This is a genomic window from Pseudomonas sp. B21-019 (genome assembly GCF_024749225.1).
GTDB lineage: Bacteria > Pseudomonadota > Gammaproteobacteria > Pseudomonadales > Pseudomonadaceae > Aquipseudomonas.
Genome location: NZ_CP087193.1, coordinates 6,018,398 through 6,043,386 on the forward strand (window position 1 = coordinate 6,018,398; position 24,989 = coordinate 6,043,386).

Here is a 24,989-nt window from a genome sequence, read left to right on the forward strand (position 1 = left end):
CATAACCATAGCAAAGCGAGCCTGAACAGCGCGTCGCGATAAATGAATTCAAAGGAGTGACCATGCGCTTTTTGCCTGGCCTGATCTGCCTGCTACCCCTTTTGAGCCCTTTGGCTCATGCCGAACTGATTGACGATGTAAACGACCGCGGCGAATTGCGCATTGCCCTTGAGGCTAATACACCGCCCTTCAATTTCAAGGACGACGGCAAATTGACCGGGTTCGAGGTCGAGCTGGGTCAATTGCTGGCCAATGAGCTGGATGTACGGGCCGACTTCGTCGTCACCGATTCCGACGACCTGTTGACCGGCGTCGAAAGCGGCAAATACGACGTTGCCATCAATCACATAGCACTGACCCCGGACCTGAAGGATCGTTTCGACTTCAGCGAACCTTACATTCACACCAACGCGCAATTGATCGCGCAGAAAGAAGAACAACCGCGATCAATCCTGTTGGTGCAGTCGCTGACGGAAGAAAAGCCGAAAGCCGCCCCGGCGGTAAGCCTGGCGATTCCGTTTCAGAAGGGTAACCCGGCGTTCCATGCCAGCCTGGAAAACGCCTTGCAGCGAATCAAGGCCGATGGCCGGCTGGAGGCGCTGGAGCAGAAGTGGTTTGGGGCGGATGCGGGTGTGGCGCCGAAACCTTGATTTCGAGCGAATGAGTCACCCTGTGGGCCGTTACTTCAGGGTTGCCAGGGCCTGAGCCGCTTGCGGCAACTCCAGTTCGCTGAAGACTTGCACACCATGGCGCTTGAGCAGCGCGGCGGTCACGCCCTCACCGCTGACCTTCACGCCACTGAACGTCCCGTCATAGGTCAGCAGATTCCCGCAAGACGGGCTGTTGGCCTTGAGCACGGCAATCCGGATGCCGTGCTGTTGCACTAGCTCCAGCGCCTGAGAAGCCCCTGAAAGAAACTCGGCACTAACATCCTCGCCCTCAGTGGTGATGACCGACGCAAGGCCATCAAGCACTTCACCACCCTGCCCGCCGGGAATTTCCGCCGCGGCCCTGGGTGTCGGCAACCCGCCGGCGACTTCCGGACACAACGGCACCACCCGGCCTTCGGCAATCCACTGCTCCAACAGATCGAACGGCCCGCTGGCCCCGCCGTCATAACGGACGCGGTGACCGAGCAAACAGCGGCTTACCAGAATCTTTTGCATGATCAGAACGGCTCGTTGCCACGACGGCGGAACCAGCCCGTCAACGACAGGCGTTCTCGGGTCGCGGGCAGGACTTCGTGAGGGACGTCGCCCGACAGGAACACCACCAGGCATCCACCGGTGGGCACTACATCGTGTTCGACGCCTTCGTCCAGGTACATGCGCAACTGACCGCCATGCTCGGGCAGCCAGGCGTCGTTGAGGTAGATCACCGCCGAGACCATGCGCCGGTCGTCGTCACGGAAACGGTCGACATGCTTGAGGTAGAAAGCACCGGGCGGGTACAGGGCGAAATGGCTTTCGAAATCTTCCAGGCCCAGGAACAAACCACGATTCATCGCCTCACGCAGGCTGTCCATCAACCCCAGGTAGCTGTCGCAGGACTCGGCCTGGCCGGGTTCGAGCCACTGGATATGGTCGCCGCGAATGCCTTCGCGAATCTCCGAAAACGCCCCGCGCCCCACGGCGGCCGGGGCGAGTTCACCCTCAGCGGCACGTTTACGACACTCGGCCGCCAGCGCCCGGGTCAGGTCCAGGGGCAGGAAAATATTCTGCTGCGACCAGCCGTGTTCGGCCAGGTCGTCGACGATTCGTAACAGCAGTGGATGATCAGAGGGTATGTGCATGGCGCGCATAGTATTCCTGTGCCCGCAAATCCGACAGAGCCACGCAGCGGAGGATTGGTCGGATAAGGTACTCAACCTGATACGAATTCTCGACAAGTACGAATGCCGCACGGAGAATAGTCGCCTGCTGACAGGAGTCCCTATGCGTCGCTTGCTTTTCTCACTGTTGATGTTCTGCGTTTTGCCCGCCTGGGCGGACGGCCACGACCAGTTGTACAAGGTCGCCGGTTGGCCAGAACAACGCGCGCATTTCAACGATGCTCTCTCGGCCGCTCAGCAGCGCTATCAGAACAGCTTGCCACCGGCAGTGTTCCAGGCCCTGGTCGACAACAGCAATCTACGGTTCGCCCCCAAGGCCATGGACCAGCGCGCCGAAGCGCAACTGCGCAAGAAGCTCGCCGACCCGAAACCTGCGCTGACCTTCTTTCAATCGCCCCTGGGCAAGAAAATCGTCGCCGCCGAACTGCTGGCGACCCGTCGCGATCAATTGGCGAAAAACGCCAAGGGCTTGCCGAAGATGCAGGCCAGCGATACCCGTCAACTGATCATCGGCCACCTGGCCCAGGCCCTGCCCGCCCGCGAGGCCGGCGCAGAAGTCAGCCTGGCGATCGCAGGCGTGGCGGCCGACAGCCTGAGTTCGATGATCCCCGGCCTGCTCGGCGGCGGTCAGGCTCAGGGCATGTTGAACGGTCAGCGCCAGCGCCTGATGGAGCAGATCGGCGCCGATCTGAACAACACGCTGCTGTATGTCTATCGCGACCTGTCGGATGACGAACTGGAAGAGTTTTCGACCTTTGCCGAGTCCGCTGAAGGCAAGGCTTACTACCAAGCGGCATTGGCGGCGATTCGGGCGGGGTTGGCGGTGGGGCAAAGCACGTCGAGTCTGCAGCCTTGAAATAAGTATCGCGCCGGAAAAGATCGCAGCCTTCGGCAGCTCCTACAGGGATTTGTGAACACCCAAGGAGCTGCCGAAGGCTGCGATCTTTTGATCTTGCCTTATCGATTCTGACGACTCATCCGCTTGGTCAAAAACCCGAAATACTCCTGCCGCAACCCCGGCGACTCATTCGCCAGATGATGCCGCGCCTCAGGCAGCATCAACACCTGAGGCCGATCGAACTTGCCTCGTAACACTTCAAGGTTGTGCTCCCAATCCACGGTCATGTCCGCCTGCCCCTGCACGATCAGCGGCCGCCGCGGGCTGCTCGGTGCCGCTTCGATACGCTTGATCCACCGTCCCAGCGCACCGACCCAGGCCGTCGGCAGGCGTAGCGGCTGCAGCGGATCAGCCTGCAGGAACGCGAGGAAATCAGGGTCGTTGGAGTTCTCGCTGAAGCGCCGTGCGATGCCTTTGACAAACGGCTTGAGCAGGTAATAACTGAGCCGCGACCAACCCCAGGCACGCGGCCGCACCAAGGGCGACAGCAGAATCACTTGCCCCTGGGCCGGGCTGCTCGCACCTTGATTGAGTACATGGTCGATCACAATCGCTCCGCCGGTGCTTTGCCCGCACAAGTGCCAGGGCTGCGGAAGGTCCAACGACTGCGCCTCGGCCAGCAGGCCTTGCAGGGCGCTCTGGTACTCGGCGAAGTCCTTGATACTCGCCCGCTCGCCACTGGACAGGCCATGCCCCGGCAGGTCACAGGCGATTACCGCAAACCCTTGGTCCAGCGCCCACTCGATCACATGCCGGTAGAGCCCGGTGTGATCGTAGAAGCCGTGAAATAGAAACAGCGTCGCCTTCGCCCGCTCGGGCCACCAGAGCTGGCTGACCACTTCATAGCCATCGATCTCGAAACGCCCCAAGCCACGGCGCAGGGTCCGCTGTGGAAAATCCAGCCCGTAAAAACGCTGATAGGCCATGGCCTCCGTCGACAGCGGCTGCCACTCGGCCAATGGCCGCAGGCTGGCACGCAGATGATCGGGGTCGAAAGTGGCAGGCATGAACTATTCCAGAGCGCGAAACAGACTTTATGGACCTGCGATATTCATCTGTCGCGGCAAGCATGGCAAGCTAGCCGACCTTCGAGGATTGAAACCCATGCGCCCGGCCTATCGCACCACACTGCTTGCCAGTCTGCTCGCCCTTGTGTGCGCCGCTGTGCTGTGGGCCGCTTACGACTGGTTTCAGGGACGCTACCTGCGGGCATTCAGTTCGCACACCGCTGTGTTCTCCGGCGACCCGTTGCGCCTGCCGGACGAACTCGCCGGCCCCGGGGCCATTCGCCTGGTGCACTTCTGGGACCCGGCCTGCCCGTGCAATGTCGGCAACCAACAACACCTGAGCGAACTGGTTGAGCAATATGTACCGCAGGGCGTCGAGTTCTATACGGTACAAAAGCCCGGCAGCCACGGTCAGTTGCCCGGCACCTTGAGCCGCCTGAAAACCCTCACGGTCCTGCCTGGCTCCGAACAGATCCCTGCCAGCCCGGCGGTAGCGATCTGGGACCGCAACGGCCAGTTGGCGTATTTCGGTCCGTACAGCGAAGGCCTGACCTGCAATTCGAGCAACAGTTTTATCGAGCCCATTCTGCAAGCACTGAACGCAGGCAGGGCGGTGAACGCCACCCACACGCTGGCGGTGGGTTGCTACTGCCCGTGGCCCGCAGAGGCGAAGTAAGGCATTCCTGACTTTTCCAGGACCGCGATGCCCGGCACAGGAGGTCTGTGCTACACGTTTGCAGCCCGCACGGGTGGCAACCCCCGAAAGAACAAGGAGTCACCATGAAACGCGTCCTGACCGTACTTGCCTTGCTGATCGTCGTACTCGTCGCCGGGGGCGGCTGGTATGTGTACAGCAAACAACCGACGCGCCAGGGCCAGGTGGCGTTGCAACACCTGCAAGGTTCGGTGACCGTGCGCTACGACGAGCGCGGCGTGCCGCATATCCGTGCTGAAAACGAAACCGACCTCTACCGCGCCCTCGGCTACGTGCACGCCCAGGACCGGCTGTTCCAGATGGAAGCCATGCGGCGCCTGGCCCGTGGTGAGCTGGCCGAAGTCCTCGGCCCGAAACTGCTCGACACCGACAAACTGTTTCGCGGCCTGCGCATTCGCGAACGAGCCGAAAGCTACGTGGCCGCGCTGGATCGTCAGTCGCCGGCATGGAAGGCCCTGCAAGCCTATCTGGACGGTATCAATCAATATCAGGACGGCCACGCTGCGCCGGTAGAGTTCGATGTACTGGGAATCCCCAAGCGCCCTTTCACCGCCGAAGACAGCATCAGCATCGCAGGCTACATGGCCTACAGCTTTGCCGCAGCGTTTCGCACCGAACCCTTGCTGACTTACGTGCGCGACCAACTGGGCAGCGAGTACCTGAACATCTTCGATCTCGACTGGCAGCCCAAGGGCGTGCTAGTCAAAGGTCACGCCAACCCTGCGCCAACGCTCGCCGCCAGTGACTGGAAGGATCTGAACGCCCTCGCCCGCCTGAGTGAACAGGCGCTGGCCGACCACGGCCTGCCGCAATTCGAAGGCAGCAACGCCTGGGTGATTTCCGGCAACCGCAGCAAAAGCGGCAAGCCGCTGCTGGCCGGTGACCCGCACATTCGCTTCTCGGTGCCGTCGGTGTGGTACGAGGCGCATCTGTCGGCGCCGGGCTTCGAGCTGTATGGCTACCATCAGGCGCTGGTGCCGTTTGCATTTCTCGGTCACAACCTGGACTTCGGCTGGAGCCTGACGATGTTCCAGAACGACGATCTGGACCTGATCGCCGAGAAGGTCAACCCGGACAACCCGAACCAGGTCTGGTATCGCGGCAAGTGGGTGGACATGGTCAACACCGAACAACAGATCGCGGTGAAAGGTCAGTCACCGGTCACATTGACGCTGCGCCAGTCGCCCCATGGCCCGATCGTCAACGATGCGCTCGGCACCGCCGCCGGCAAGACGCCGGTTGCCATGTGGTGGGCGTTCCTCGAAACCCCGAATCCGATCCTCGACGGCTTCTACCAGCTCAATCGGGCCGACACCCTGGCCAAGGCCCGCGCCGCAGCAGCCAAGGTTCAGGCTCCAGGGTTGAACATCGTCTACGCCAACGCCAAGGGCGACATCGGCTGGTGGGCCTCGGCGCTGCTGCCCAAGCGTCCGGCCGGGGTTAAGCCCGGTTTCATCCTCGATGGCAGCACCCCTCAGGCGGACAAGGAAGGTTTTTACCCGTTCAGCGCCAACCCGCAGGAAGAAAACCCGGCGCGGGGCTACATCGTCTCGGCCAACTTCCAACCGGTGTCGCCGATCGGCATGGAGATTCCCGGCTACTACAACCTCGCCGATCGCGGGCAGCAGCTCAATCGCCAGCTCAGCGACAAGAACGTGAAGTGGGACAACGCCGCCAACCAGAAGCTGCAACTGGGTACCACCACCGCCTACGGGCCGCGCTTGCTGGCACCTTTGCTGCCGGTACTGCGTGAAGTGGTGAGCGATCCGGCCGAACTCAAACTGGTGGAACAACTGGCGCAGTGGAGCGGCGATTACCCGCTGGACTCCATCAGCGCCACCCTGTTCAACCAGTTCCTGTTCAACCTCGCCGACGCGGCGCTGCGCGATGAACTGGGCAATGACTTCTTCGAAACGCTGCTCCCGACCCGGGTGATCGATGCCGCGCTGCCGCGTCTGGCGGCCTCCGCCGATTCGCCGTGGTGGGACAACCGCAACACTCCCGGCAAGGAAACCCGCGCCGATACGGTCAAGTTGGCCTGGCAAGCGAGCATGGCTCATCTCAAAACCACCCTTGGTGCCGACTCCTCGCAATGGCAGTGGGGCAAGGCGCACACCCTGACCCACGGCCATCCGCTGGGGATGCAAAAGCCCCTGGACCAGATTTTCAACGTTGGCCCGTTCGCGGCACCCGGCACCCACGAAGTACCAAACAACCTCTCGGCCAAGATCGGCCCGGCGCCGTGGCCCGTGACCTACGGCCCGTCGACCCGGCGACTGATCGACTTCGCCGACCCGGCCCACAGCCTGACCATCAACCCGGTGGGTCAGAGCGGCGTGCCGTTCGACAGCCACTATGCCGACCAGGCCGAGTCGTACATCGAAGGGGTTTATTACCAGGCGCATTTCAATGATGAAGAAGTGACGGCCAATACCCGTAGTACGTTGAAGCTGTTGCCAGCGCGTTCAGGGCAATAGATTTTTTGTTGGCCCGACTGACGCCTTCGCGAGCAAGCCCGCTCCCACAGTTGACCGAGTTGTTCAGACAGGCACGGTCTAATGTGGGAGCGGGCTTGCTCGCGAAGAGGCCCTGACAAGCAACACCAATTGCCGCTAAACCATCGCCGCAAAATTCAACCTGAACTGCTTCGGCGTCACCCCCAGCCTGCGGTTGAACACACTGCGCATGTGCTGGGCATCGCGAAACCCACACTGGTACGCCACGGTTTTCAGCGGCGCATGGGTGCTTTCGAGCATCACCCGCGCCGCATCCACCCTCGCCCGTTCGACGAATTCCGCCGGGGTGATTTTCGCCTCCTTGGCGAACACCCGGGAAAAGTTGCGCGTGCTCATATTGGCGGCGTTGGCCAGATCAGCAATGGTCAGGTCGCCATTGAGGTTGGCCAACACATAGAGCTGGACCAACGCCACCGCCGAAGTCGGTTCGGCATGGGGCGTGAGGAACGGACTGAACTGCGATTGCCCGCCCGAGCGCTGGGTGAACACCACCAGCCGCTTGGCCACGCTGAGTGCCACGTCCGGCCCGTGATCCCGGGCCAGCAGATACAGCGACAGATCGATTCCCGCCGTGACCCCGGCCGAGGTGTAGAGCTCGCCGTCCTGCACGTACAAGCGATCAGCCTCGACCTGAGTCGACGGGCACAACTGCGCCAGCGCCGCGGCGTCGCCCCAATGAGTGGTGACGGTTCGCCCGTCGAGCAATCCGGCCCGGGCGAGCATGAAGGCACCGTTGCAAATCGAGCCGAAACGTTGCGCACGCGCACACGCATCGCGCAACCAGGCATCGAACACCGCGCCAAAATTCAGGAACGGCAACTGCGGGCCGCCCGCCACCAATAGCAGGTCATACGCTTCCAGCGCTTCACTGAAATGCCGATGGGCATTGAGCGACAACCCGTTGGAGCACGCCATCACACCGCGCTCGACACCGATCACCTCCAGCCGATAGTGATCTTCCTGTGCCAGGAAACGATTGGCCTCGGAAAACACATCCATGGGACCAGTGACGTCCAGCGACTGGACGCCTGGGAATACGACAATGGCGACGGTTTTGTGCATGGCATGAAACGCCTTTTATGGCACTGGGCTGGATGTCAGCTGCTACAGGACTGCATTCTTTCGGGGAACCTGCGCCAACCCTAGCCAATTCGTGCCCGACAAGCGAGGCTTGGCACGATATGTAGGCTGATTGGCCGGGATCGCGGCCATGGATCGATTGTCCGGTGTCTGGTGCGCAGACAGACTAAACCCATCAGCGCCGCCACGGCGTTCGCCATGAGGACAGCACCATGAGCAGCAGCATCGCCGGCATCAAGATCCCCGACAGCGCGTTAGCCAAGACCACCACTGAATATATTCGCGACGCAGAGTCCGACCTGCTGTATCACCACTCACGCCGGGTATTTCTGTTCGGTGCCCTGAGTGGTGAGCGCAAGCAGTTGGCCTACGACCCGGAGCTGCTGTACGTCGGTGCGATGTTTCATGATTTGGGCCTGGTGGAAGGACATCGCAGCGATGACGAACGTTTCGAAGTCGACAGTGCCAACGCTGCCAGAGCCTTCCTCAAACCCTATGGTTTGTCTGACGACGATGTCGAACAAGTGTGGTTGTCGATTGCCCTGCACACCACACCGGGTGTACCGCAACACCTGCGCCCGACCGTGGCGCTGGTGACCGCTGGTGTTGAGATGGATGTGTTGGGCATCGACTATGCGGCGTTTTCGACGGCGCAGCGTGAAGCGGTGGTGCATGCGCATCCACGGGGGGAAGGATTCAAGGAGTGCATCATCTGCGCCTTTGCCGATGGCTTGCGTCATCGCCCTCAGACCACGTTCGGCAACGTGAAGACCGATGTCCTGGCGGATCAGCAACCAGGGTTCAAACCAATGAATTTCGTCGAGGTCATCCGCCAATCACCTTGGGTTGCCTAAAACAACTGTGGGAGCGGGCTTGCTCGCGAAGCGGTATCACAATCAACAAGGATGTTGAATGTCAATCCGTCTTCGCGAGCAAGCCCGCCCCCACATTAAATCCCGGTTGGCCATGACTCCGTAGCCAACCGGGCAAAGCCTACGCCGCTTCCGGTGCCTGCGCCCGACGTACGTCCGGTTGTTTCCAGGAGTCGGCAGCGGCTTCCTCGATGGCTTGCTGGATCGCACGCTTGCGGCTTTCTTCGGCGCGACGGCTGAAGAACCAGACCAGGAAGGTCACCAGCGACACCGCCAGCAGAATCAGGCTGGCCACGGCATTGATCTCAGGCTTCACCCCCAGGCGCACCGCCGAGAACACTTCCATCGGCAGGGTGGTCGACCCTGGCCCGGACACGAAGCTCGCCAACACCAAATCATCCAGCGACAAGGCAAACGACATCATGCCGCCGGCCGCCAGTGACGGCGCGATCATCGGGATGGTGATCAGGAAGAACACCTTCCATGGCCGCGCACCGAGGTCCATGGCGGCTTCTTCGATCGACAAATCCAATTCTCGCAAGCGCGCCGACACCACCACCGCCACATACGCTGCACAGAATGTGGTGTGGGCGATCCAGATGGTGACGATGCCGCGCTCCTGCGGCCAGCCGATCATCTGCGCCATGGCCACGAACAGCAGCAACAGCGACAGACCGGTGATCACTTCCGGCATCACCAGCGGTGCGGTGACCAGCCCACCAAACAGTGTGCGGCCCTTGAAGCGGGTGATGCGGGTCAGCACGAACGCCGCCAGCGTGCCCAACGCCACCGCGGCAATCGCGGTGTAGCAGGCGATCTCCAGGGAGCGCACCACAGAGCCCATCAGTTGCGTGTTGTCGAGCAGGCCGACGTACCACTTGACCGACCAGCCGCCCCACACCGTCACCAGTTTCGAGGCGTTGAACGAGTAGATCACCAGGATCAGCATCGGCGCGTAGATGAACAGCAGACCCAGCACCAGCATCAGGTTCGAGAAACGGAAGCGCTTCATTCTTTACCCTCCATTTCCTTGGCCTGACTACGGTTGAACAGGATGATCGGCACAATCAGGATTGCCAGCATCACCACCGCCAGGGCAGACGCCACCGGCCAGTCGCGGTTGTTGAAGAACTCTTGCCAGAGCACTTTACCGATCATCAGGGTTTCCGGACCGCCGAGCAGTTCCGGGATCACGAACTCCCCCACCACCGGGATGAACACCAGCATGCAACCGGCGATAATGCCGTTTTTCGACAGTGGCACGGTGATCTTCCAGAAGCTGTTGAAGTTGCTCGAACCCAGGTCCGATGCGGCTTCCAGCAGGCTGTGATCGTGTTTCACCAGGTTGGCGTAGAGCGGCAGGATCATGAACGGCAGATAGGAGTAAACCACCCCGATATAAACCGCCAGGTTGGTATTGAGGATCTGCAGCGGTTCGTCGATCCAGCCCATGCTCATCAGAAAACCATTGAGCAGCCCGTTGTTGCTGAGGATGCCCATCCACGCGTACACGCGGATCAGGATCGCGGTCCAGGTCGGCATCATGATCAGCAGCACCAGCACCGTTTGCAGCTCTTTGCGGGCGGTGGCAATGCCATAGGCCATCGGGTAGCCGATCAGCAGGCAGAGGATGGTGCTGAACAGCGCCATCTTCAGCGAGCCCAGGTAAGCGGCGATGTACAACTCGTCATCGCCCAGCATCGCGTAGTTGGCCAGGTTGAGCAGCACCTGCAGTTTCTGGTCAACGAAGGTGTAGATCTCGGTGTACGGCGGAATGGCCACGTCGGCTTCAGCGAAGCTGATCTTCAGGACGATGAAGAACGGCAGCATGAAGAACATGAACAGCCAGATGAACGGAACCCCGATGACCAGCTGACGGCCACCGGGAAGTATTCGATTGAGCCGGCGTTTGAGTTTGCGCATGTTCATGAGCGAAGTACCACGCCGCTGTCGTCTTCCCACCACACGTAAACCTGGTCACCCCAAGTCGGGCGCTGGCCACGGCGCTCGGCGTTGGCGACGAAGGACTGCACCAGCTTGCCGCTCGGCAGTTCGACATAGAACACCGAATGGCCGCCGAGATAGGCGATGTCGTGCACCTTGCCGCTGGACCAGTTGTGTTCGCAGGTCGGCATTTCGGCCGTCACCAGCAGTTTTTCCGGACGGATCGCATAGGTAACGGACTTGTCCTGCACCGAGGTGCTGATGCCGTGACCCACGTAAATGTTGCGGTCCAGATCCTTGCAGGTGATCAGTGCATGGCCCTCGGCGTCGTCCACCACTTCACCTTCGAAGATGTTGACGTTGCCGATGAATTCGCAGACCAGGCGGCTGGTCGGGGTTTCGTAGATGTCGATCGGGCTGCCGATCTGGGCGATCCAGCCCAGGTGCATGATCGCGATGCGCTCGGCCATGGTCATGGCCTCTTCCTGGTCGTGGGTCACCATGACGCAGGTTACGCCGACGCGCTCGATGATCTCGACCAGTTCCAGCTGCATTTGCGAACGCAGCTTCTTGTCCAGCGCGCCCATCGGTTCGTCGAGCAACAACAGCTTCGGCCGCTTGGCCAACGAACGCGCCAGGGCCACGCGCTGACGCTGACCACCGGACAACTGATGCGGTTTGCGCTTGGCGTACTCGCTCATCTGCACCAGCTTGAGCATCTCGGCCACGCGGGCATCGACCTCGGCCGCCGGGATCTTGTCCTGCTTGAGGCCGAAAGCGATGTTCTGCGCCACGGTCATGTGCGGGAACAAGGCGTAGGACTGGAACATCATGTTGATCGGCCGCTCGTACGGCGGCATGTCAGTGATGTCTACGCCATCGAGGAAAATGCGCCCCTCCGTGGGCCGTTCGAAACCTGCCAGCATCCGCAGCAAGGTGGATTTGCCCGAACCCGAGCCGCCGAGCAAGGCGAAGATTTCGCCTTTCTTGATTTCCAGGGACACGTCGTCCACGGCAATCGTCTCGTCGAACTTTTTGGTGACCCGGTCGATTTTGACCAACACCTGTTTAGGTGATTGGTCGCCCTCGAGGGCTTTCTTATAGGCGCCGGAGGCAACTGCCATTTACGAAACTCCCAACAGAATTTGCAGTTCGCTCAATGTGGCGAACCTGGATAGTTTGACGCTATTTGCCCGACTTGACCTTGGTCCAGCTGCGCGTCATCAAACGTTGAATGTTCGGCGGTAACTCGATGGACACGTACATCTTGTCGAGGACCGCTTGCGGCGGATAAACCGACGCGTCAGTGCGTATGGATTGTTCCATCAGTTTGTCCGACCCAGGGTTTGGGTTGGCGTAGCCCACGGCATCGCTGACCTTGGCGATCACCTCAGGCTTGAGCAAATAGTTGATGAAGGCGTGCGCTTCCTTGACGTTGGCTGCGTCCTTGGGGATCGCCAGCATGTCGAACCAGAGCGCGCCGCCCTCTTTTGGAATCGAGTAGGCGATGTTCATGCCTTTGCCGGCTTCAGCCGCGCGGGCCTTGGCCTGGAACATATCGCCGGAAAAACCGATCGCAACGCAGATATCGCCGTTGGCCAGGTCCGCGATGTATTTGGATGAGTGGAAGTACGTCACATAAGGCCGCACCGCCAGCAATTTAGCCTCGGCCTTTTTGTAGTCTTCGGGGTTGGTGCTGTTGGCGTTCAGGCCCATGTAGTTAAGGACCGTAGGCATCATTTCATCGGCGGAGTCGAGGAACGCGACACCGCAGCTGTGCAGCTTCTTGAGGTTCTGCGGCTCGAACACCACATCCCAGGAATCGATCTTGTCGAGGCCCAGCACAGCCTTGATCTTGTCGACGTTGTAACCGATGCCGTTGGTGCCCCACAGATACGGCACGGCATATTGGTTACCCGGATCGTTCTGCTCCAGGCGCTTGAGCAACACCGGGTCGAGGTTGGAATAGTTGGTCAGCTTAGACTTGTCGAGCTTCTGGAAAGCGCCGGCCTTGATTTGCTTGCCAAGGAAGTGGTTGGACGGCACGACCACGTCGTAACCGGTACGCCCGGCCAGCAACTTGCCTTCCAGGGTTTCGTTGGAATCGAATACGTCGTAAATCGGCTTGATACCGGCTTCTTTCTGGAAGTCGGCCAGGGTGGTCTCACCGATGTAGTCCGACCAGTTATAAATATGCACCGTGCCGGTGGCCTGGGCACTGACGGCAAGCGTCAGCCCGGCGCCGACCAGCAGGGCATTGCGCAAAAAAGAAAAAACAGGCAAGTGGAGGTCCTCTAAAATTAGTTGGGCCCAAGTTGCCCCGCGTTACATGACAGCCATGGCTGCCTGACAACAAAACCGGCGCGCAACTTACCCTCGAAAAACCGTTCCAGCAAACTTTATGAAGATCCTGTAGCAGCTGCCGCAGGCTGCGTTCAACTGCGAAGCAGTTGTGCTGTCGAAAAGCGGAGGTCCTTCGGACCTCAACGCAGCCTTCGGCAGCTGCTACAAGGTTTATTACTTATTTACCGGATTTGATCTTGGTCCAGCTGCGGGTCAGTTCACGCTGGGTTGCGGCTGGCAAATCAGCGATCGCATACAGCTTGGCCTGCACTTCAGGAGTCGGATAGATGCCCGGATCCGAAGTGATGTCCTTGCTCACATACTGGGTGGCTTCAGCATTACCGTTAGGGAAACGCACGGCGTTAGTGATGTCAGCCATTACTTTCGGTTGCAGCAGGTAGTTCATGAACTTGTAGGCCCCCTCGACGTTTTCCGCATCCTTGGGGATTGCGACCATGTCGTAGAAGCTGCCAGCGCCTTCTTTTGGAATGGCGTAGCTGACTTTCACCTTGTCACCGGCTTCGGCAGCACGGGACTTGGCTTGCTGGACGTCCCCCGAATAGCCGACGGCTACGCAGATGTTGCCGTTGGCCAGGTCCGAGATGTACTTGGACGAGTGGAAGTAGGTGATCGAAGGACGAATCTTGAGGAACAGTTCCTCGGCTTTCTTGATGTCTTCTTTCTTCTGGCTGTCGGTTGGCAGACCCAGGTAATGCAGGGCGACCGGCAGCATTTCGGTAGGCGAATCCAGGAAGCTCACACCGCAGCCTTTGAGCTTGGCAATGTTTTCAGGCTTGAGCAGGGTGTCCCAGGAATCGATCGTGTCGACGCCCAGTGCTGCCTTGACCTTCTCGGGGTTGTAACCGATCCCGATCGAGCCCCACATGTAAGGGAAGGCGTGTTTGTTGTCCGGGTCACTGACGGAAACCGCTTTAAGCAGTGATTTGTTCAGGTTGCCGTAGTTGGACAGCTTGGACTTGTCCAGCTCCCGGTAAACACCGGCCTTGATTTGCTTGGCGAGGAAGTTGTTCGACGGTACGACAACGTCGTAACCGGACTTGCCTGCCAGCAACTTGGCTTCCAGGGTTTCGTTGCTGTCGAATACGTCGTACACCACCTTGATCCCGGACTCTTTTTCGAAGTTCGCGATGGTGTCCGGTGCGATGTAATCGGACCAGTTGTACACGTGCAGCACTTTATCGTCGGCCTGAACGGCGCCCGCCATCACGCCCATCAGGGACATGGCGAGGAGGGTCTTGCCAGTTATCTTCATACCTAATGCCTTCATGGGTAATGCTCCAGTTTTTCTTTTTAACCACGTGCTCAGCAGCCTGTTACAGGGCATCCGAACAACCGTTAGTCTGGCAAGATCCAAGGCAGGCTTTCAAGGAAAGACCCATCCTTTGTTTGCACTAAGCGAAGTGCAGACATTGCACCTCGCTCAGAGCCTAGCACTTAGCCCTGCAACGCACTCAGGGTCAGGTCCAGGCACTTGCGCGCCTTGGTCACCAACTCGTCGATTTCAGCCGGTGTAATCACCAGTGGCGGAGCAATGATCATGGTGTCGCCGACCGCACGCATGATCAGGCCGTTGTCGAAGCAGAACTGCCGGCAGATCATGCCGACGCCCTTGCCTTCGTAACGTTTGCGAGTGGCCTTGTCCTGAACCAGCTCGATAGCCCCCAACAGACCGACCCCACGCACTTCCCCCACCAACGGATGATCGTTCAGTTCCCGTAGACGCTTTTGCAAATAAGGTGCCGTTTCTGCCCGCACATGCTCGACAATTTTCTCATCGCGCAGGATGCGGATGTTTTCCAGCGCCACCGCCGCGGCCACCGGGTGCCCGGAATAGGTGAAACCGTGGTTGAAATCACCACCTTCGTTGAGCACCTCGACCACATCGTCATGCACGATCAGGCCACCCATCGGGATGTAGCCGGACGTCAGGCCTTTGGCGATGGTCATCATGTGAGGCTTGAGGTCGTAGAAATCGGTACCGAACCACTCACCGGTACGACCGAAACCGCAGATCACCTCGTCGGCCACGAACAGGATGTCGTACTTGGCGAGGATTTCCTTGATGCGCGGCCAGTAGCTGTCTGGCGGAATGATCACGCCGCCGGCGCCCTGGATCGGCTCGGCAATAAAGGCACCGACGTTGTCGACGCCGATTTCCAGAATCTTCTCTTCCAGCTGATTGGCCGCCCAGATACCGAACTCTTGTGGCGTCATGTCACCGCCTTCACCGAACCAGTACGGTTGGGCGATGTGGACGATGCCCGGGATCGGCAAATCGCCCTGTTCGTGCATGTACGTCATGCCACCCAGGCTCGCGCCGGCCACGGTGGAGCCGTGATAGCCGTTCTTGCGGCTGATGATGACTTTCTTCTTCGGCTGGCCCTTGATCGCCCAGTAGTGGCGAACCATCCGCAGCATGGTGTCGTTGCCTTCAGAACCGGAACCGGTGAAGAACACATGATTCATGCCTTCAGGCGCGATGTCGGCGATGACCTTGGCCAGTTCCAGCACCGGCGGGTGAGCGGTCTGGAAGAACAGGTTGTAATAAGGCAGTTCACGCATTTGCTTGGCGGCGGCATCGGCCAGTTCATCGCGACCATAGCCGATCGCGACGCACCACAGACCGGCCATGCCGTCGAGGATCTTGTTGCCTTCGCTGTCCCAGAGGTAAACACCCTTGGCATTGGTGATGATCCGCGGGCCTTTCTCTTTCAGCTGCTTGAAGTCGCTGAACGGGGCCAGGTGGTGATCATTGCTCAGGGTTTGCCATGCACGGGTTTGCGGGTTGTTGCTGGTCATGCGAATTCTCCTTGGATTGCAGTGACGGCGCGACGTCAGAGGGCAATCACGCCCCTTGTCGCGCCCGGCGCATCAGACGGCGAAGAGCAGGAACTCCCGCTCCCACGAACTGATCACGCGCTTGAAGTTTTCATGCTCGGCCCGCTTGACCGCGACGTAGCCTGTGATGAATTTCTTGCCCAGATACTTTTCGATGGTCTTGCTGTTTTCCATGCGATCCAGCGCATCTTCGATGGTTAACGGCAGGCGCAGATTGCGCCGCTCGTAACCACGCCCCACCACCGGGGCACTCGGGTTATGCCCTTCGAGCATGCCGATCAGGCCGCACAACAGGCTGGCGGCGATGGCCAGGTAAGGGTTGGCGTCGGCACCCGGCAGACGGTTTTCCACCCGACGGTTCTGCGGCCCGGCATCCGGCACCCGCAGGCCCACGGTGCGGTTCTCTTCGCCCCACTCCACGTTCACCGGTGCCGAGGTATCCGGCAGGAAGCGGCGGAACGAATTGACGTTGGGCGCGAACAGCGGCAGCAACTCAGGGATGAATTTCTGCAAACCGCCGATGTGATGGAGGAACAGCTGGCTCATGGTCCCGTCTTCATTGGAGAAGACGTTTTTGCCGGTCTCGATGTCGATGATGCTCTGGTGCAAATGCATGGCACTGCCCGGCTCGCCAGTCATGGGCTTGGCCATGAAGGTCGCCGCCACGTTGTGCTTGAGTGCGGCTTCTCGCATGGTGCGTTTGAACACCAGAATCTGGTCGGCCAGGGACAGGGCATCGCCGTGACGGAAGTTGATTTCCATCTGCGCAGTGCCGTCCTCGTGGATCAACGTGTCGAGGTCCAGCTCCTGCAATTCGCACCAGTCGTAGACGTCTTCGAACAACGGGTCGAATTCGTTCGCCGCTTCAATGGAGAACGACTGGCGACCGGTTTCCGGACGACCGGAACGGCCAATCGGCGGTTGCAACGGGTAGTCCGGGTCATCGCTGCGCTTGGTGAGGTAGAACTCCATCTCCGGCGCCACGATCGGCTGCCAGCCGTGGTCGGCGTAGAGCTTCAGTACCTTCTTGAGCACGTTGCGCGGCGACAGCTCGATCGGGTTGCCCTGCTTGTCGTAGGTGTCGTGGATCACGATGGCGGTGGGTTCGATGGCCCAGGGCACTAGGAACACGGCGTTCTGGTCGGGGCGGCAGACCATGTCGATGTCGGCCGGGTCGAGCAGTTCGTAATAGATGTCGTCTTCGACATAGTCGCCGGTCACGGTCTGTAACAGAACGCTTTCGGGCAGGCGCATGCCTTTTTCGGCGATGAACTTATTGGTCGGCGAGATCTTGCCCCGGGTGATGCCGGTCAGGTCGCCAATCATGCATTCGACTTCTGTGATCTTGTGGTCTTTCAACCAATCGGTGAGCTGGTCGAGGTTGTTACTCATAAATGCCTCTTAGGCTTGAGTTTCCTGACTTTTATAAGTCAGGCGTTGTTTGACGCATCGGCGTCGCGTTGTAATGCGCGCTTGCGGCAGGCATCGCCAAATGCCTGGAAAATCGCAAGGTAGTCAGGATTCAAGCTTACCTGCCATTCGGGATGCCATTGCACGCCTAAAGCAAAAGCCTTGCCTTCGATCACAGAGACCGCTTCGATCAGCCCATCGGGCGCCACAGCTTCCACACGAAGGCCCGGCGCCAGCCGCTCGACGCCCTGACCATGAATCGAGTTGACTTGAATGTCGCTCGCCAGACCCAGCCCCGCAAGTACACCACCCGGCTGGACGTGCACCGGGTGACTGGGGGCGTACTGCCCTTCGAGCGGCAGGCTGTCGTCTTCACGGTGGTCCATGAAGGGACCGGCCTCGTGGACCTTCTGATGCAGGCTGCCACCGAACGCCACATTCATTTCCTGGAAGCCGCGACAAATACCGAGCACGGGAACGCCAGCCTCGACAGCGGCGCGGATCAGCGGGAGAGTGGTGGCATCGCGTGCAGAATCATGAGCAGTGCCTGGCGCGCTGGCCGGGCCGTTGTAGTGAAACGGTTCTATATTAGAAGGAGAGCCTGTAAACAGAATGCCGTCCAGAGCGTCCAGAATATCGGACGGCGCCAGTCGATCTGCCAGGGATGGAAGAATCAACGGCAGGCCTTTGGCAGCTGATGCCACGGCGCGTACGTATTTGTCGCCACTGATGTGATAAGCATGCAGACCGATCTGCTTTGAGCAGGCGGTGACGCCGATTAACGGCAGGCGAGACATGAAGCACCCCGGTATTATTGCTGTTATGGGTTTGAATCGAGCTTAGCCTTGTTCATTTTTTTACACAACACCCCCGTAAAAAATACAACACGGCCCGCTCAAGCCCGCGGGCGCCAAGACGTCAGAAGACAAAAATACGCCCCAAAGTGCCTCAAAAAAGCCTTGCGAGCGCTTTTTTAGGGCAAAAAAGGCCTCGCTTGACTTCGGCATGCCGTTCGGGTTGACTGGAATCTGAAAAGATCAATGATTGATATTTTTAACAACAAAGGTGTTGCATCATGTCGGTACCCCCGCGTGCCGTTCAGCTTAACGAAGCGAACGCGTTCCTTAAGGAACATCCTGAGGTTCTGTACGTTGACCTTCTGATTGCGGATATGAATGGTGTGGTGCGCGGCAAGCGCATCGAACGCACCAGCCTCCACAAGGTTTACGAGAAAGGCATCAACCTGCCGGCCTCTCTATTTGCTCTGGATATCAATGGCTCGACGGTGGAAAGCACCGGCCTGGGCCTGGACATCGGCGATGCTGACCGAATCTGCTATCCAATCCCCGACACCCTGTGCAATGAGCCCTGGCAGAAGCGCCCGACTGCGCAACTGTTAATGACCATGCACGAACTCGAAGGTGAACCTTTCTTCGCCGACCCGCGCGAAGTCCTGCGTCAAGTGGTGACCAAGTTCGATGAGATGGGGCTGACCATCTGCGCCGCGTTCGAACTGGAGTTCTACCTGATCGACCAGGAAAACGTGAACGGTCGCCCGCAACCGCCACGCTCGCCGATCTCCGGCAAACGCCCGCATTCGACCCAGGTCTACCTGATCGACGATCTCGACGAATACGTCGACTGCCTCCAGGACATTCTGGAAGGTGCGAAAGAGCAAGGCATCCCTGCCGATGCAATCGTCAAGGAAAGTGCCCCGGCGCAGTTCGAAGTGAACCTGCACCACGTGGCCGACCCGATCAAGGCCTGCGACTACGCGGTCCTGCTCAAGCGTCTGATCAAAAACATCGCCTACGACCATGAGATGGACACCACCTTCATGGCCAAGCCTTATCCAGGCCAGGCGGGTAATGGTCTGCACGTCCACATCTCGATTCTTGATAAAGATGGCAAAAACATTTTTGCCAGCGAGGATCCCGAGCAGAACGCCGCACTGCGTCACGCGATCGGCGGTGTGCTCGAGACCCTGCCTGCGCAGATGGCTTTCCTCTGCCCGAACGTCAACTCCTACCGTCGTTTCGGCGCGCAGTTCTACGTGCCGAACTCGCCGTGCTGGGGCCTGGACAACCGCACCGTGGCGATTCGCGTACCGACCGGCTCCTCCGATGCCGTGCGCATCGAACACCGTGTGGCGGGCGCCGATGCCAACCCGTACCTGCTGATGGCCTCGGTCCTGGCCGGTGTGCACCACGGTCTGGTCAACAAGATCGAGCCGGGCGCGCCCGTGGAAGGCAACAGCTACGAGCAGAACGAGCAAAGCCTGCCGAACAACCTGCGCGATGCACTGCGCGAGCTGGACGACAGCGAAGTCATGGCCAAGTACATCGATCCGAAATACATCGATATCTTCGTCGCCTGTAAAGAGAGCGAGCTGGAGGAGTTCGAACACTCCATCTCCGACCTCGAATACAACTGGTACCTGCATACCGTGTAAACGGTTGCCGTAAAAACAACGCCGCCGGCTTTACAGCCTGCGGCGTTTTTTTTATGGCCAACCACTAAACATTGTGGCGAGGGGGCTTGCCCCCGTAGGGCTGCGTAGCAGCCCCAGAACAGGCAATCTCGTTGTATCAGGGATACCGCGTTAGCTGGATTGGGGACTGCTGCGCACTCCAACGGGGGCAAGCCCCCTCACCACGGGGTATGGATCATCTCTGCGCTCTGCGTACAATGCCCGCTGCCCTGCAGGAGACTTCAATGACCCGACTCGCCACCCCACGCAAACCCCGCGCACGCAGCCAGGCCCGGATCGATTCGATACTCGATGCCGCCCGCACGCTGCTGGCCGCCGAGGGCGTGGCCAGCCTGTCGATCTACAGTGTCGCCGAACGCGCAGAGATCCCGCCCTCCTCCGTCTACCACTTTTTCGCCAGCGTCCCGGCCCTGCTCGAAGCCCTGACCGCCGACGTCCACGCCGCGTTCCGTGCTTGCCTGCAAGCGCCCATCGACCACCACGCCCTCAACGGCTGGCGCGATTTGTCGCGACTGGTGGAACAACGCATGCTCGACATCTACGACGAAGACGCCGCCGCCCGCCAGTTGATCCTCGCCCAGCACGGCCTGACCGAAGTCACCCAGGCTGACCGCCAGCACGACATCGAACTCGGCGACCTGATGCACAAACTGTTCGACCACCACTTCGAACTGCCGAAACTGCCGACAGACGTCGATGTGTTTGCCCTGGCCATGGAGCTGGGGGATCGAGTGTATGCACGCTCGGTGCAGCAACATGGGCAGATCACGCCGCGCATGGCTGAAGAAGGGATGCGGGTGTTTGATGCTTATCTGGGCCTGTACCTGCCGCCGTACCTGGCCAAGCGCGCAACGCTTTAAAAGATCGCAGCCTTCGAATACAGCATCACTACAACTGCACGCATAAAAAACCCCGAAGGGCTCACACCCTCCGGGGTTGTTGTTGGCGCACGCACTTACAACTTGGCGATCGACACCTCGGTGGATTTCACAAACGCGATCACTTCGCTGCCGACCACCAGTTCCAGCTCTTTCACCGAACGAGTGGTAATCACCGAAGTGACGATGCCGGAGGCAGTCTGCACATCGATTTCCGAGAGGACGTCGCCGAGCACGATTTCCTTGATCGAGCCTTTGAACTGGTTACGAACGTTGATGGCTTTGATAGTCATGATGTTGATTCCTGTCGTTGATGAATCTTTAAGTTATTGAGCCCAGCGCAATTGCGTGGGCAAGGGTGAAACAGGTTCCGGTTCCGGCGGTTGGCCGGGTACCGACAGCACGCGGTTAAGCACTTCGGTTTCCAGCGCCGCTAGCCGATGGGAACCGCGAACCCGAGGGCGCGGCAATTCCACTGCCAGGTCGAGGCCGACTTCGCCCTCTTCAATCAGAATCACCCGATCGGCAATCGCCACCGCCTCACTGACGTCGTGGGTCACCAGCAACACGGTGAAACCGTGCGTCTGCCAGAGCCGTTCAATCAGTTGCTGCATTTCAATACGGGTCAGGGCATCCAGTGCGCCCAGCGGTTCGTCGAGCAACAGCAGGCGCGGTTGATGGATCAGCGCGCGGGCCAAGGCCACGCGTTGCTTCTGGCCACCGGACAGCGCCGCCGGCCATTCGTGGGCGCGGTCCGCCAGGCCGACCGACTCCAACGCGTCCAGCGCTTGCGGCCGCCAGTTGCCCTTGAGCCCGAGACCGACGTTGTCGATGACCTTTTTCCACGGCAGCAGCCGCGCTTCCTGGAACATCAGCCGGGTGTCTTCCCGGGCGTCACTCAGCGGCGCGGAGCCAGCAAACAATTCGCCAGCCGTGGGTTTGTCGAGACCAGCGAGCAAGCGCAGCAAGGTGCTTTTGCCGCAACCGCTACGCCCGACCACCGCCACAAACTGCCCGGCCGGAATGTGCAGGTCGATTTCACGCAGCACCTGCCGCGAACCGAAGATCTTTTGCAGCTTGCGCACTGCCAGCGGAATTCCGCGCAGCAGGCGTGGAGGTTGTTGAGCCGTCATGCGGCACCTCCCTTGGCAACCTGATAGGCCGGATGCCAGCGCAGCCACACACGCTCGAGCCCACGGGCCGCGAGATCAGCGAGTTTGCCGAGCACGGCATACAACAGAATCGCCAGCACCACCACGTCGGTCTGCAAGAACTCCCGGGCATTCATCGCCAGGTAGCCGATGCCGGCGTTGGCGGAGATGGTTTCGGCGACGATCAGGGTCAGCCACATGAAGCCCAGGGCAAAACGCACACCGACCAGAATCGAAGGCAGCGCACCGGGCAGGATCACCTGACGGAATAGGCTGAAACCGGACAGGCCATAACTGCGGGACATTTCCACCAGCGCCGGATCGACGTTGCGGATGCCGTGGTAAGTGTTGAGGTAGATCGGGAACAACGTGCCCAACGCCACCAGGAAAATCTTCGCCGACTCATCGATGCCGAACCACAGGATCACCAGCGGAATCAGCGCCAGGTGCGGTACGTTGCGGATCATCTGCACCGAACTGTCGAGCAGGCGCTCGCCCCACTTCGACAGGCCGGTGATAAAGCCCAGCGCCAGGCCAATGCCGCCGCCGATGGCGAACCCGAGTGCCGCGCGCCAGCCGCTGATAGCCAGGTGAGTCCAGATTTCACCGCTGCGGAACAGGCTCACACCGGCTTCGATCACCGCGATTGGCGCCGGCAGAATCCGCGTCGACAACCAGCCCGCCGACACCGACAACTGCCATACCGCCAGCAACAGAATCGGCAACACCCAGGGTGCGAGGCTGTGGATAGTTTTCTTCATGGCCACGCCTCAGCTCTGGGACGCGGCTTTGGGAAGAATGTCGTTGGCCACCATCTCGCCGAACGGGCTGACGTAACCGGCGCTTTTCGGCAGCTCCGGGCGCTCGATGTCCAGGTGCGGGAACAGCAACTCGGCCACCCGATAGGATTCTTCCAGGTGTGGATAACCGGAGAAGATGAACGTATCGATGCCCAGATCGGCGTATTCCTTCACCCGAGCGGCCACGGTCGGACCATCGCCGACCAGCGCCGTACCGGCCCCGCCGCGCACCAGACCGACACCGGCCCAGAGGTTGGGACTGACTTCCAGGTTGTCGCGACTGCCGCCATGCAAAGCGGCCATCCGTTGCTGGCCGACCGAATCGAAACGCGCCAGAGAAGCCTGGGCGCGGGCAATGGTGTCATCGTCCAGATGAGAGATCAGTCGATCCGCCGCTTGCCACGCCTCGGCATTGGTTTCGCGAACGATCACATGCAGGCGAATACCGAATCGCACGGTGCGGCCGAGCTTCGCGGCTTTGGCGCGAACCTGTGCGATTTTCTCGGCAACGGCGGCCGGCGGCTCGCCCCAAGTCAGGACCATTTCGACCTGCTCTGCCGCCAGATCCTGCGCCGCTTCCGACGAGCCGCCGAAATACAGCGGCGGACGCGGTTGCTGGATCGGCGGATAGAGCAACTTGGCGCCCTTCACGCTGATGTGCTGACCGTCGTAATCAACGGTTTCGCCTTCCAGTACCCGGCGCCAGATGCGGGTGAATTCCACCGAGGCCTGATAGCGCTCTTCGTGACTGAGGAACAGACCGTCGCCGGCCAGTTCTTCCGGATCACCACCGGTGACCAGGTTGAACAGCGCACGGCCGCCGGACAGACGATCCAGGGTCGCGGCCTGACGCGCCGCTACCGTCGGGGAAATGATCCCGGGGCGCAGGGCGACGAGGAATTTCAAACGCTGGGTCACCGGGATCAGGGAGGCTGCCACCAGCCACGAATCTTCGCAGGAGCGACCGGTGGGAATCAGCACCCCGCCGAAACCCAGACGATCCGCCGCTTGCGCGACTTGTTGCAAGTAACCGTGGTCGACGGCGCGAGCGCCTTCGGCGGTACCAAGGTAATGGCCGTCGCCGTGGGTAGGCAGGAACCAGAAGATATTGAGGCTCATGGAGTGGTCTCCTTGGGGAATCGAATTACGGCGCTTTGGCGACGGCTGCCGGTGGCGTCCAGATCACGTCCTTGATACTCAAGGGCTTGGGAATCAGCTTGAGCTGGTAGAAGCTGTCGGCGATTTTCTGTTGGGCGGCGACCACCTCAGGGGGCAGGAACAGCGCGCCGTAACCCTGGCGCTTCACCGAAGTCAGGGTGATGTCCGCCGGCAGGCCGAGCAGTGGCGAAACCTGTCGGGTTACGTCCTCGGGATTGGCCCGGGACCATTCACCGACCGCGCGCACTTCTTCCACCAGGGTTTTGATCACTTGAGGATTTTTCTGCGCGTAAGGCTTGGTCGCCAGATAGAACTGATGGTTGTCGACGATGCCTTTGCCATCGCGCAAGGTGCGCGCTTGCAGTTGCTGTTCGGCGGCAGCCTGGTACGGGTCCCAGATCACCCAGGCATCGACACTGCCGCGCTCGAATGCGGCGCGGGCATCGGCGGGTGGCAGGAACACGGTCTGGATGTCGGTGTATTTGAGGCCGGCGTCTTCCAGCGCACGCACCAGCAGGTAGTGCACGTTGGAGCCTTTGTTGAGCACGACTTTCTTGCCCTTGAGTTCCTGCACCGATTTGATCGGTGAGCCCTTCGGCACCAGGATCGCTTCGCTGTGGGGCGCTGGCGGTTCATAAGCGACGTAGAGCAGATCGGCGCCCGCGGCCTGAGCGAAAACCGGAGGCGTTTCGCCGGTGACGCCGAAGTCGATGGAGCCGACGTTCAGGCCTTCAAGCAGTTGCGGGCCGCCTGGGAATTCCGTCCATTGCACGTCCACGCCTTGGGCGGCGAGGCGTTTTTCCAGAGTGCCTTTGGCTTTGAGCAGCACCAGGGTGCCGTATTTCTGATAGCCGATTCGCAAAGTCTCGGCTTGGGCTTGAGTAATGACGCCGAAGGACACAGCCGCAGCAAACAGAGCGACCAGACCACGACGCAAAATGACAGGGCGCATGGCGCTCTCCTTTTTTGCAGTTGGGTTTTGGCTGCACCTGCTTGCCCGTTGGCGGGCCAGTAAGGTGAGTACTTCAAATTCAGA

General features: G+C 60.2%; 24 protein-coding genes. 7 read left to right on the forward strand and 17 right to left on the reverse strand.

Annotation, left to right across the window (positions count from 1 at the left end; genetic code table 11):
• The first annotated feature begins 62 nt into the window (after positions 1-62).
• The gene (locus LOY36_RS27120) at positions 63-650 is read left to right on the forward strand and encodes a transporter substrate-binding domain-containing protein (RefSeq protein ID WP_019650184.1); all 588 of its coding nucleotides are present in this window, start codon (positions 63-65) and stop codon (positions 648-650) included.
• A 30-nt stretch (positions 651-680) separates the two neighbouring features.
• On the opposite strand, the gene LOY36_RS27125 is transcribed toward LOY36_RS27120, so the two are convergent.
• Positions 681-1,166 (reverse strand): DUF523 domain-containing protein, encoded by a 486-nt coding sequence (locus LOY36_RS27125; RefSeq protein ID WP_018928644.1) that lies wholly within the window; start codon positions 1,164-1,166, stop codon positions 681-683.
• A 2-nt stretch (positions 1,167-1,168) separates the two neighbouring features.
• Positions 1,169-1,801, reverse strand: a complete 633-nt coding sequence (locus LOY36_RS27130) for a 2OG-Fe(II) oxygenase (RefSeq protein WP_018928643.1) — start codon at positions 1,799-1,801, stop codon at positions 1,169-1,171.
• 133 nt (positions 1,802-1,934) lie between these two features.
• Here LOY36_RS27130 and LOY36_RS27135 point away from each other — a divergent pair, with 133 nt between their 5' ends.
• Positions 1,935-2,687 (forward strand): DUF2059 domain-containing protein, encoded by a 753-nt coding sequence (locus tag LOY36_RS27135; RefSeq protein ID WP_258671532.1) that lies wholly within the window; start codon positions 1,935-1,937, stop codon positions 2,685-2,687.
• Between the two features lie 101 nt (positions 2,688-2,788).
• Here the strand turns inward: LOY36_RS27135 and LOY36_RS27140 are convergent, their stop codons facing one another.
• Positions 2,789-3,736 (reverse strand): alpha/beta hydrolase, encoded by a 948-nt coding sequence (locus LOY36_RS27140; protein WP_258671534.1) that lies wholly within the window; start codon positions 3,734-3,736, stop codon positions 2,789-2,791.
• 97 nt (positions 3,737-3,833) lie between these two features.
• Between LOY36_RS27140 and LOY36_RS27145 the strand changes: the two genes are divergently transcribed.
• Both LOY36_RS27145 and LOY36_RS27150 read left to right on the forward strand, forming a co-directional pair.
• The gene (locus tag LOY36_RS27145) at positions 3,834-4,412 is read left to right on the forward strand and encodes a DUF6436 domain-containing protein (RefSeq protein WP_258671536.1); all 579 of its coding nucleotides are present in this window, start codon (positions 3,834-3,836) and stop codon (positions 4,410-4,412) included.
• Positions 4,413-4,516: 104 nt separating this feature from the next.
• A complete protein-coding gene (locus LOY36_RS27150) occupies positions 4,517-6,928 on the forward strand; it encodes a penicillin acylase family protein (protein ID WP_258671538.1) in 2,412 nt (803 codons plus the stop codon).
• Between the two features lie 135 nt (positions 6,929-7,063).
• Here the strand turns inward: LOY36_RS27150 and LOY36_RS27155 are convergent, their stop codons facing one another.
• Complete coding sequence (locus LOY36_RS27155) at positions 7,064-8,029, reverse strand: GlxA family transcriptional regulator (protein ID WP_258671540.1); 966 nt, start codon at positions 8,027-8,029, stop codon at positions 7,064-7,066.
• A gap of 230 nt (positions 8,030-8,259) precedes the next feature.
• Between LOY36_RS27155 and LOY36_RS27160 the strand changes: the two genes are divergently transcribed.
• A complete protein-coding gene (locus LOY36_RS27160) occupies positions 8,260-8,901 on the forward strand; it encodes an HD domain-containing protein (RefSeq protein WP_258671542.1) in 642 nt (213 codons plus the stop codon).
• Between the two features lie 139 nt (positions 8,902-9,040).
• Here the strand turns inward: LOY36_RS27160 and LOY36_RS27165 are convergent, their stop codons facing one another.
• The 8 genes from LOY36_RS27165 to LOY36_RS27200 all read right to left on the reverse strand — a co-directional run bounded on the left by LOY36_RS27165 (position 9,041) and on the right by LOY36_RS27200 (position 18,272).
• Complete coding sequence (locus LOY36_RS27165) at positions 9,041-9,931, reverse strand: ABC transporter permease subunit (protein ID WP_018928638.1); 891 nt, start codon at positions 9,929-9,931, stop codon at positions 9,041-9,043.
• The gene (locus tag LOY36_RS27170) at positions 9,928-10,848 is read right to left on the reverse strand and encodes an ABC transporter permease subunit (RefSeq protein WP_018928637.1); all 921 of its coding nucleotides are present in this window, start codon (positions 10,846-10,848) and stop codon (positions 9,928-9,930) included. The genes LOY36_RS27165 and LOY36_RS27170 overlap by 4 nt, the downstream gene beginning before the upstream one ends.
• A complete protein-coding gene (locus LOY36_RS27175) occupies positions 10,845-11,987 on the reverse strand; it encodes an ABC transporter ATP-binding protein (protein WP_105340744.1) in 1,143 nt (380 codons plus the stop codon). The genes LOY36_RS27170 and LOY36_RS27175 overlap by 4 nt, the downstream gene beginning before the upstream one ends.
• 61 nt (positions 11,988-12,048) lie before the next feature.
• The gene (locus LOY36_RS27180; protein WP_309475223.1) at positions 12,049-13,146 is read right to left on the reverse strand and encodes a polyamine ABC transporter substrate-binding protein; all 1,098 of its coding nucleotides are present in this window, start codon (positions 13,144-13,146) and stop codon (positions 12,049-12,051) included.
• 238 nt (positions 13,147-13,384) lie between these two features.
• Positions 13,385-14,479, reverse strand: a complete 1,095-nt coding sequence (locus tag LOY36_RS27185) for a polyamine ABC transporter substrate-binding protein (protein ID WP_018928634.1) — start codon at positions 14,477-14,479, stop codon at positions 13,385-13,387.
• Between the two features lie 182 nt (positions 14,480-14,661).
• Complete coding sequence (locus LOY36_RS27190; protein ID WP_019650174.1) at positions 14,662-16,026, reverse strand: aspartate aminotransferase family protein; 1,365 nt, start codon at positions 16,024-16,026, stop codon at positions 14,662-14,664.
• A gap of 72 nt (positions 16,027-16,098) precedes the next feature.
• Positions 16,099-17,457 (reverse strand): glutamine synthetase family protein, encoded by a 1,359-nt coding sequence (locus tag LOY36_RS27195; RefSeq protein ID WP_018928632.1) that lies wholly within the window; start codon positions 17,455-17,457, stop codon positions 16,099-16,101.
• Positions 17,458-17,495: 38 nt separating this feature from the next.
• A complete protein-coding gene (locus LOY36_RS27200; RefSeq protein ID WP_064621023.1) occupies positions 17,496-18,272 on the reverse strand; it encodes a gamma-glutamyl-gamma-aminobutyrate hydrolase family protein in 777 nt (258 codons plus the stop codon).
• A 278-nt stretch (positions 18,273-18,550) separates the two neighbouring features.
• On the opposite strand from LOY36_RS27200, the gene LOY36_RS27205 reads away from it, so the two are divergent.
• Both LOY36_RS27205 and LOY36_RS27210 read left to right on the forward strand, forming a co-directional pair.
• Positions 18,551-19,927, forward strand: a complete 1,377-nt coding sequence (locus LOY36_RS27205) for a glutamine synthetase family protein (RefSeq protein ID WP_018928630.1) — start codon at positions 18,551-18,553, stop codon at positions 19,925-19,927.
• A 263-nt stretch (positions 19,928-20,190) separates the two neighbouring features.
• Positions 20,191-20,826 carry a TetR/AcrR family transcriptional regulator gene (locus LOY36_RS27210; protein WP_258671545.1) on the forward strand — a complete coding sequence of 212 codons (636 nt, stop codon included), beginning with the start codon at positions 20,191-20,193 and terminating at the stop codon, positions 20,824-20,826.
• 95 nt (positions 20,827-20,921) lie between these two features.
• Here LOY36_RS27210 and LOY36_RS27215 read toward each other — a convergent pair whose 3' ends face one another.
• From LOY36_RS27215 to LOY36_RS27235, 5 genes are read right to left on the reverse strand one after another with little or no spacing between them, the layout of a single operon-like run.
• Positions 20,922-21,137 (reverse strand): molybdopterin-binding protein, encoded by a 216-nt coding sequence (locus LOY36_RS27215; protein ID WP_003229256.1) that lies wholly within the window; start codon positions 21,135-21,137, stop codon positions 20,922-20,924.
• Positions 21,138-21,170: 33 nt separating this feature from the next.
• Positions 21,171-21,977, reverse strand: coding sequence for an aliphatic sulfonates ABC transporter ATP-binding protein (ssuB, locus tag LOY36_RS27220; RefSeq protein ID WP_258671546.1), 807 nt, complete (start codon positions 21,975-21,977; stop codon positions 21,171-21,173).
• Positions 21,974-22,756: an aliphatic sulfonate ABC transporter permease SsuC gene (gene ssuC / locus LOY36_RS27225; RefSeq protein WP_018928627.1), complete on the reverse strand. Its 783-nt coding sequence runs from the start codon at positions 22,754-22,756 to the stop codon at positions 21,974-21,976. Before ssuC ends, ssuB begins: the two co-directional genes overlap by 4 nt.
• A gap of 9 nt (positions 22,757-22,765) precedes the next feature.
• Complete coding sequence (ssuD, locus tag LOY36_RS27230; RefSeq protein WP_018928626.1) at positions 22,766-23,914, reverse strand: FMNH2-dependent alkanesulfonate monooxygenase; 1,149 nt, start codon at positions 23,912-23,914, stop codon at positions 22,766-22,768.
• Positions 23,915-23,939: 25 nt separating this feature from the next.
• A complete protein-coding gene (locus LOY36_RS27235; protein WP_258671549.1) occupies positions 23,940-24,905 on the reverse strand; it encodes a sulfonate ABC transporter substrate-binding protein in 966 nt (321 codons plus the stop codon).
• Positions 24,906-24,989 lie beyond the last annotated feature (84 nt).

Bases quoted from the DNA above. Each gene is read 5' to 3' on its own strand.
- LOY36_RS27130 (WP_018928643.1), bottom strand. From the start codon at position 1,801: ATGCGCGCCATGCACATACCCTCTGATCATCCACTGCTGTTACGAATC.
- ssuC (WP_018928627.1), bottom strand. From the start codon at position 22,756: ATGAAGAAAACTATCCACAGCCTCGCACCCTGGGTGTTGCCGATTCTG.
- ssuB (WP_258671546.1), bottom strand. From the start codon at position 21,977: ATGACGGCTCAACAACCTCCACGCCTGCTGCGCGGAATTCCGCTGGCA.
- LOY36_RS27185 (WP_018928634.1), bottom strand. From the start codon at position 14,479: ATGAAGATAACTGGCAAGACCCTCCTCGCCATGTCCCTGATGGGCGTG.
- LOY36_RS27200 (WP_064621023.1), bottom strand. From the start codon at position 18,272: ATGTCTCGCCTGCCGTTAATCGGCGTCACCGCCTGCTCAAAGCAGATC.
- LOY36_RS27120 (WP_019650184.1), top strand. From the start codon at position 63: ATGCGCTTTTTGCCTGGCCTGATCTGCCTGCTACCCCTTTTGAGCCCT.
- LOY36_RS27215 (WP_003229256.1), bottom strand. From the start codon at position 21,137: ATGACTATCAAAGCCATCAACGTTCGTAACCAGTTCAAAGGCTCGATC.
- LOY36_RS27205 (WP_018928630.1), top strand. From the start codon at position 18,551: ATGTCGGTACCCCCGCGTGCCGTTCAGCTTAACGAAGCGAACGCGTTC.
- LOY36_RS27195 (WP_018928632.1), bottom strand. From the start codon at position 17,457: ATGAGTAACAACCTCGACCAGCTCACCGATTGGTTGAAAGACCACAAG.
- LOY36_RS27150 (WP_258671538.1), top strand. From the start codon at position 4,517: ATGAAACGCGTCCTGACCGTACTTGCCTTGCTGATCGTCGTACTCGTC.
- LOY36_RS27170 (WP_018928637.1), bottom strand. From the start codon at position 10,848: ATGAACATGCGCAAACTCAAACGCCGGCTCAATCGAATACTTCCCGGT.
- LOY36_RS27210 (WP_258671545.1), top strand. From the start codon at position 20,191: ATGACCCGACTCGCCACCCCACGCAAACCCCGCGCACGCAGCCAGGCC.
- LOY36_RS27160 (WP_258671542.1), top strand. From the start codon at position 8,260: ATGAGCAGCAGCATCGCCGGCATCAAGATCCCCGACAGCGCGTTAGCC.
- LOY36_RS27140 (WP_258671534.1), bottom strand. From the start codon at position 3,736: ATGCCTGCCACTTTCGACCCCGATCATCTGCGTGCCAGCCTGCGGCCA.
- LOY36_RS27165 (WP_018928638.1), bottom strand. From the start codon at position 9,931: ATGAAGCGCTTCCGTTTCTCGAACCTGATGCTGGTGCTGGGTCTGCTG.
- LOY36_RS27235 (WP_258671549.1), bottom strand. From the start codon at position 24,905: ATGCGCCCTGTCATTTTGCGTCGTGGTCTGGTCGCTCTGTTTGCTGCG.
- LOY36_RS27145 (WP_258671536.1), top strand. From the start codon at position 3,834: ATGCGCCCGGCCTATCGCACCACACTGCTTGCCAGTCTGCTCGCCCTT.
- LOY36_RS27125 (WP_018928644.1), bottom strand. From the start codon at position 1,166: ATGCAAAAGATTCTGGTAAGCCGCTGTTTGCTCGGTCACCGCGTCCGT.
- LOY36_RS27175 (WP_105340744.1), bottom strand. From the start codon at position 11,987: ATGGCAGTTGCCTCCGGCGCCTATAAGAAAGCCCTCGAGGGCGACCAA.
- LOY36_RS27155 (WP_258671540.1), bottom strand. From the start codon at position 8,029: ATGCACAAAACCGTCGCCATTGTCGTATTCCCAGGCGTCCAGTCGCTG.
- LOY36_RS27190 (WP_019650174.1), bottom strand. From the start codon at position 16,026: ATGACCAGCAACAACCCGCAAACCCGTGCATGGCAAACCCTGAGCAAT.
- LOY36_RS27135 (WP_258671532.1), top strand. From the start codon at position 1,935: ATGCGTCGCTTGCTTTTCTCACTGTTGATGTTCTGCGTTTTGCCCGCC.
- ssuD (WP_018928626.1), bottom strand. From the start codon at position 23,914: ATGAGCCTCAATATCTTCTGGTTCCTGCCTACCCACGGCGACGGCCAT.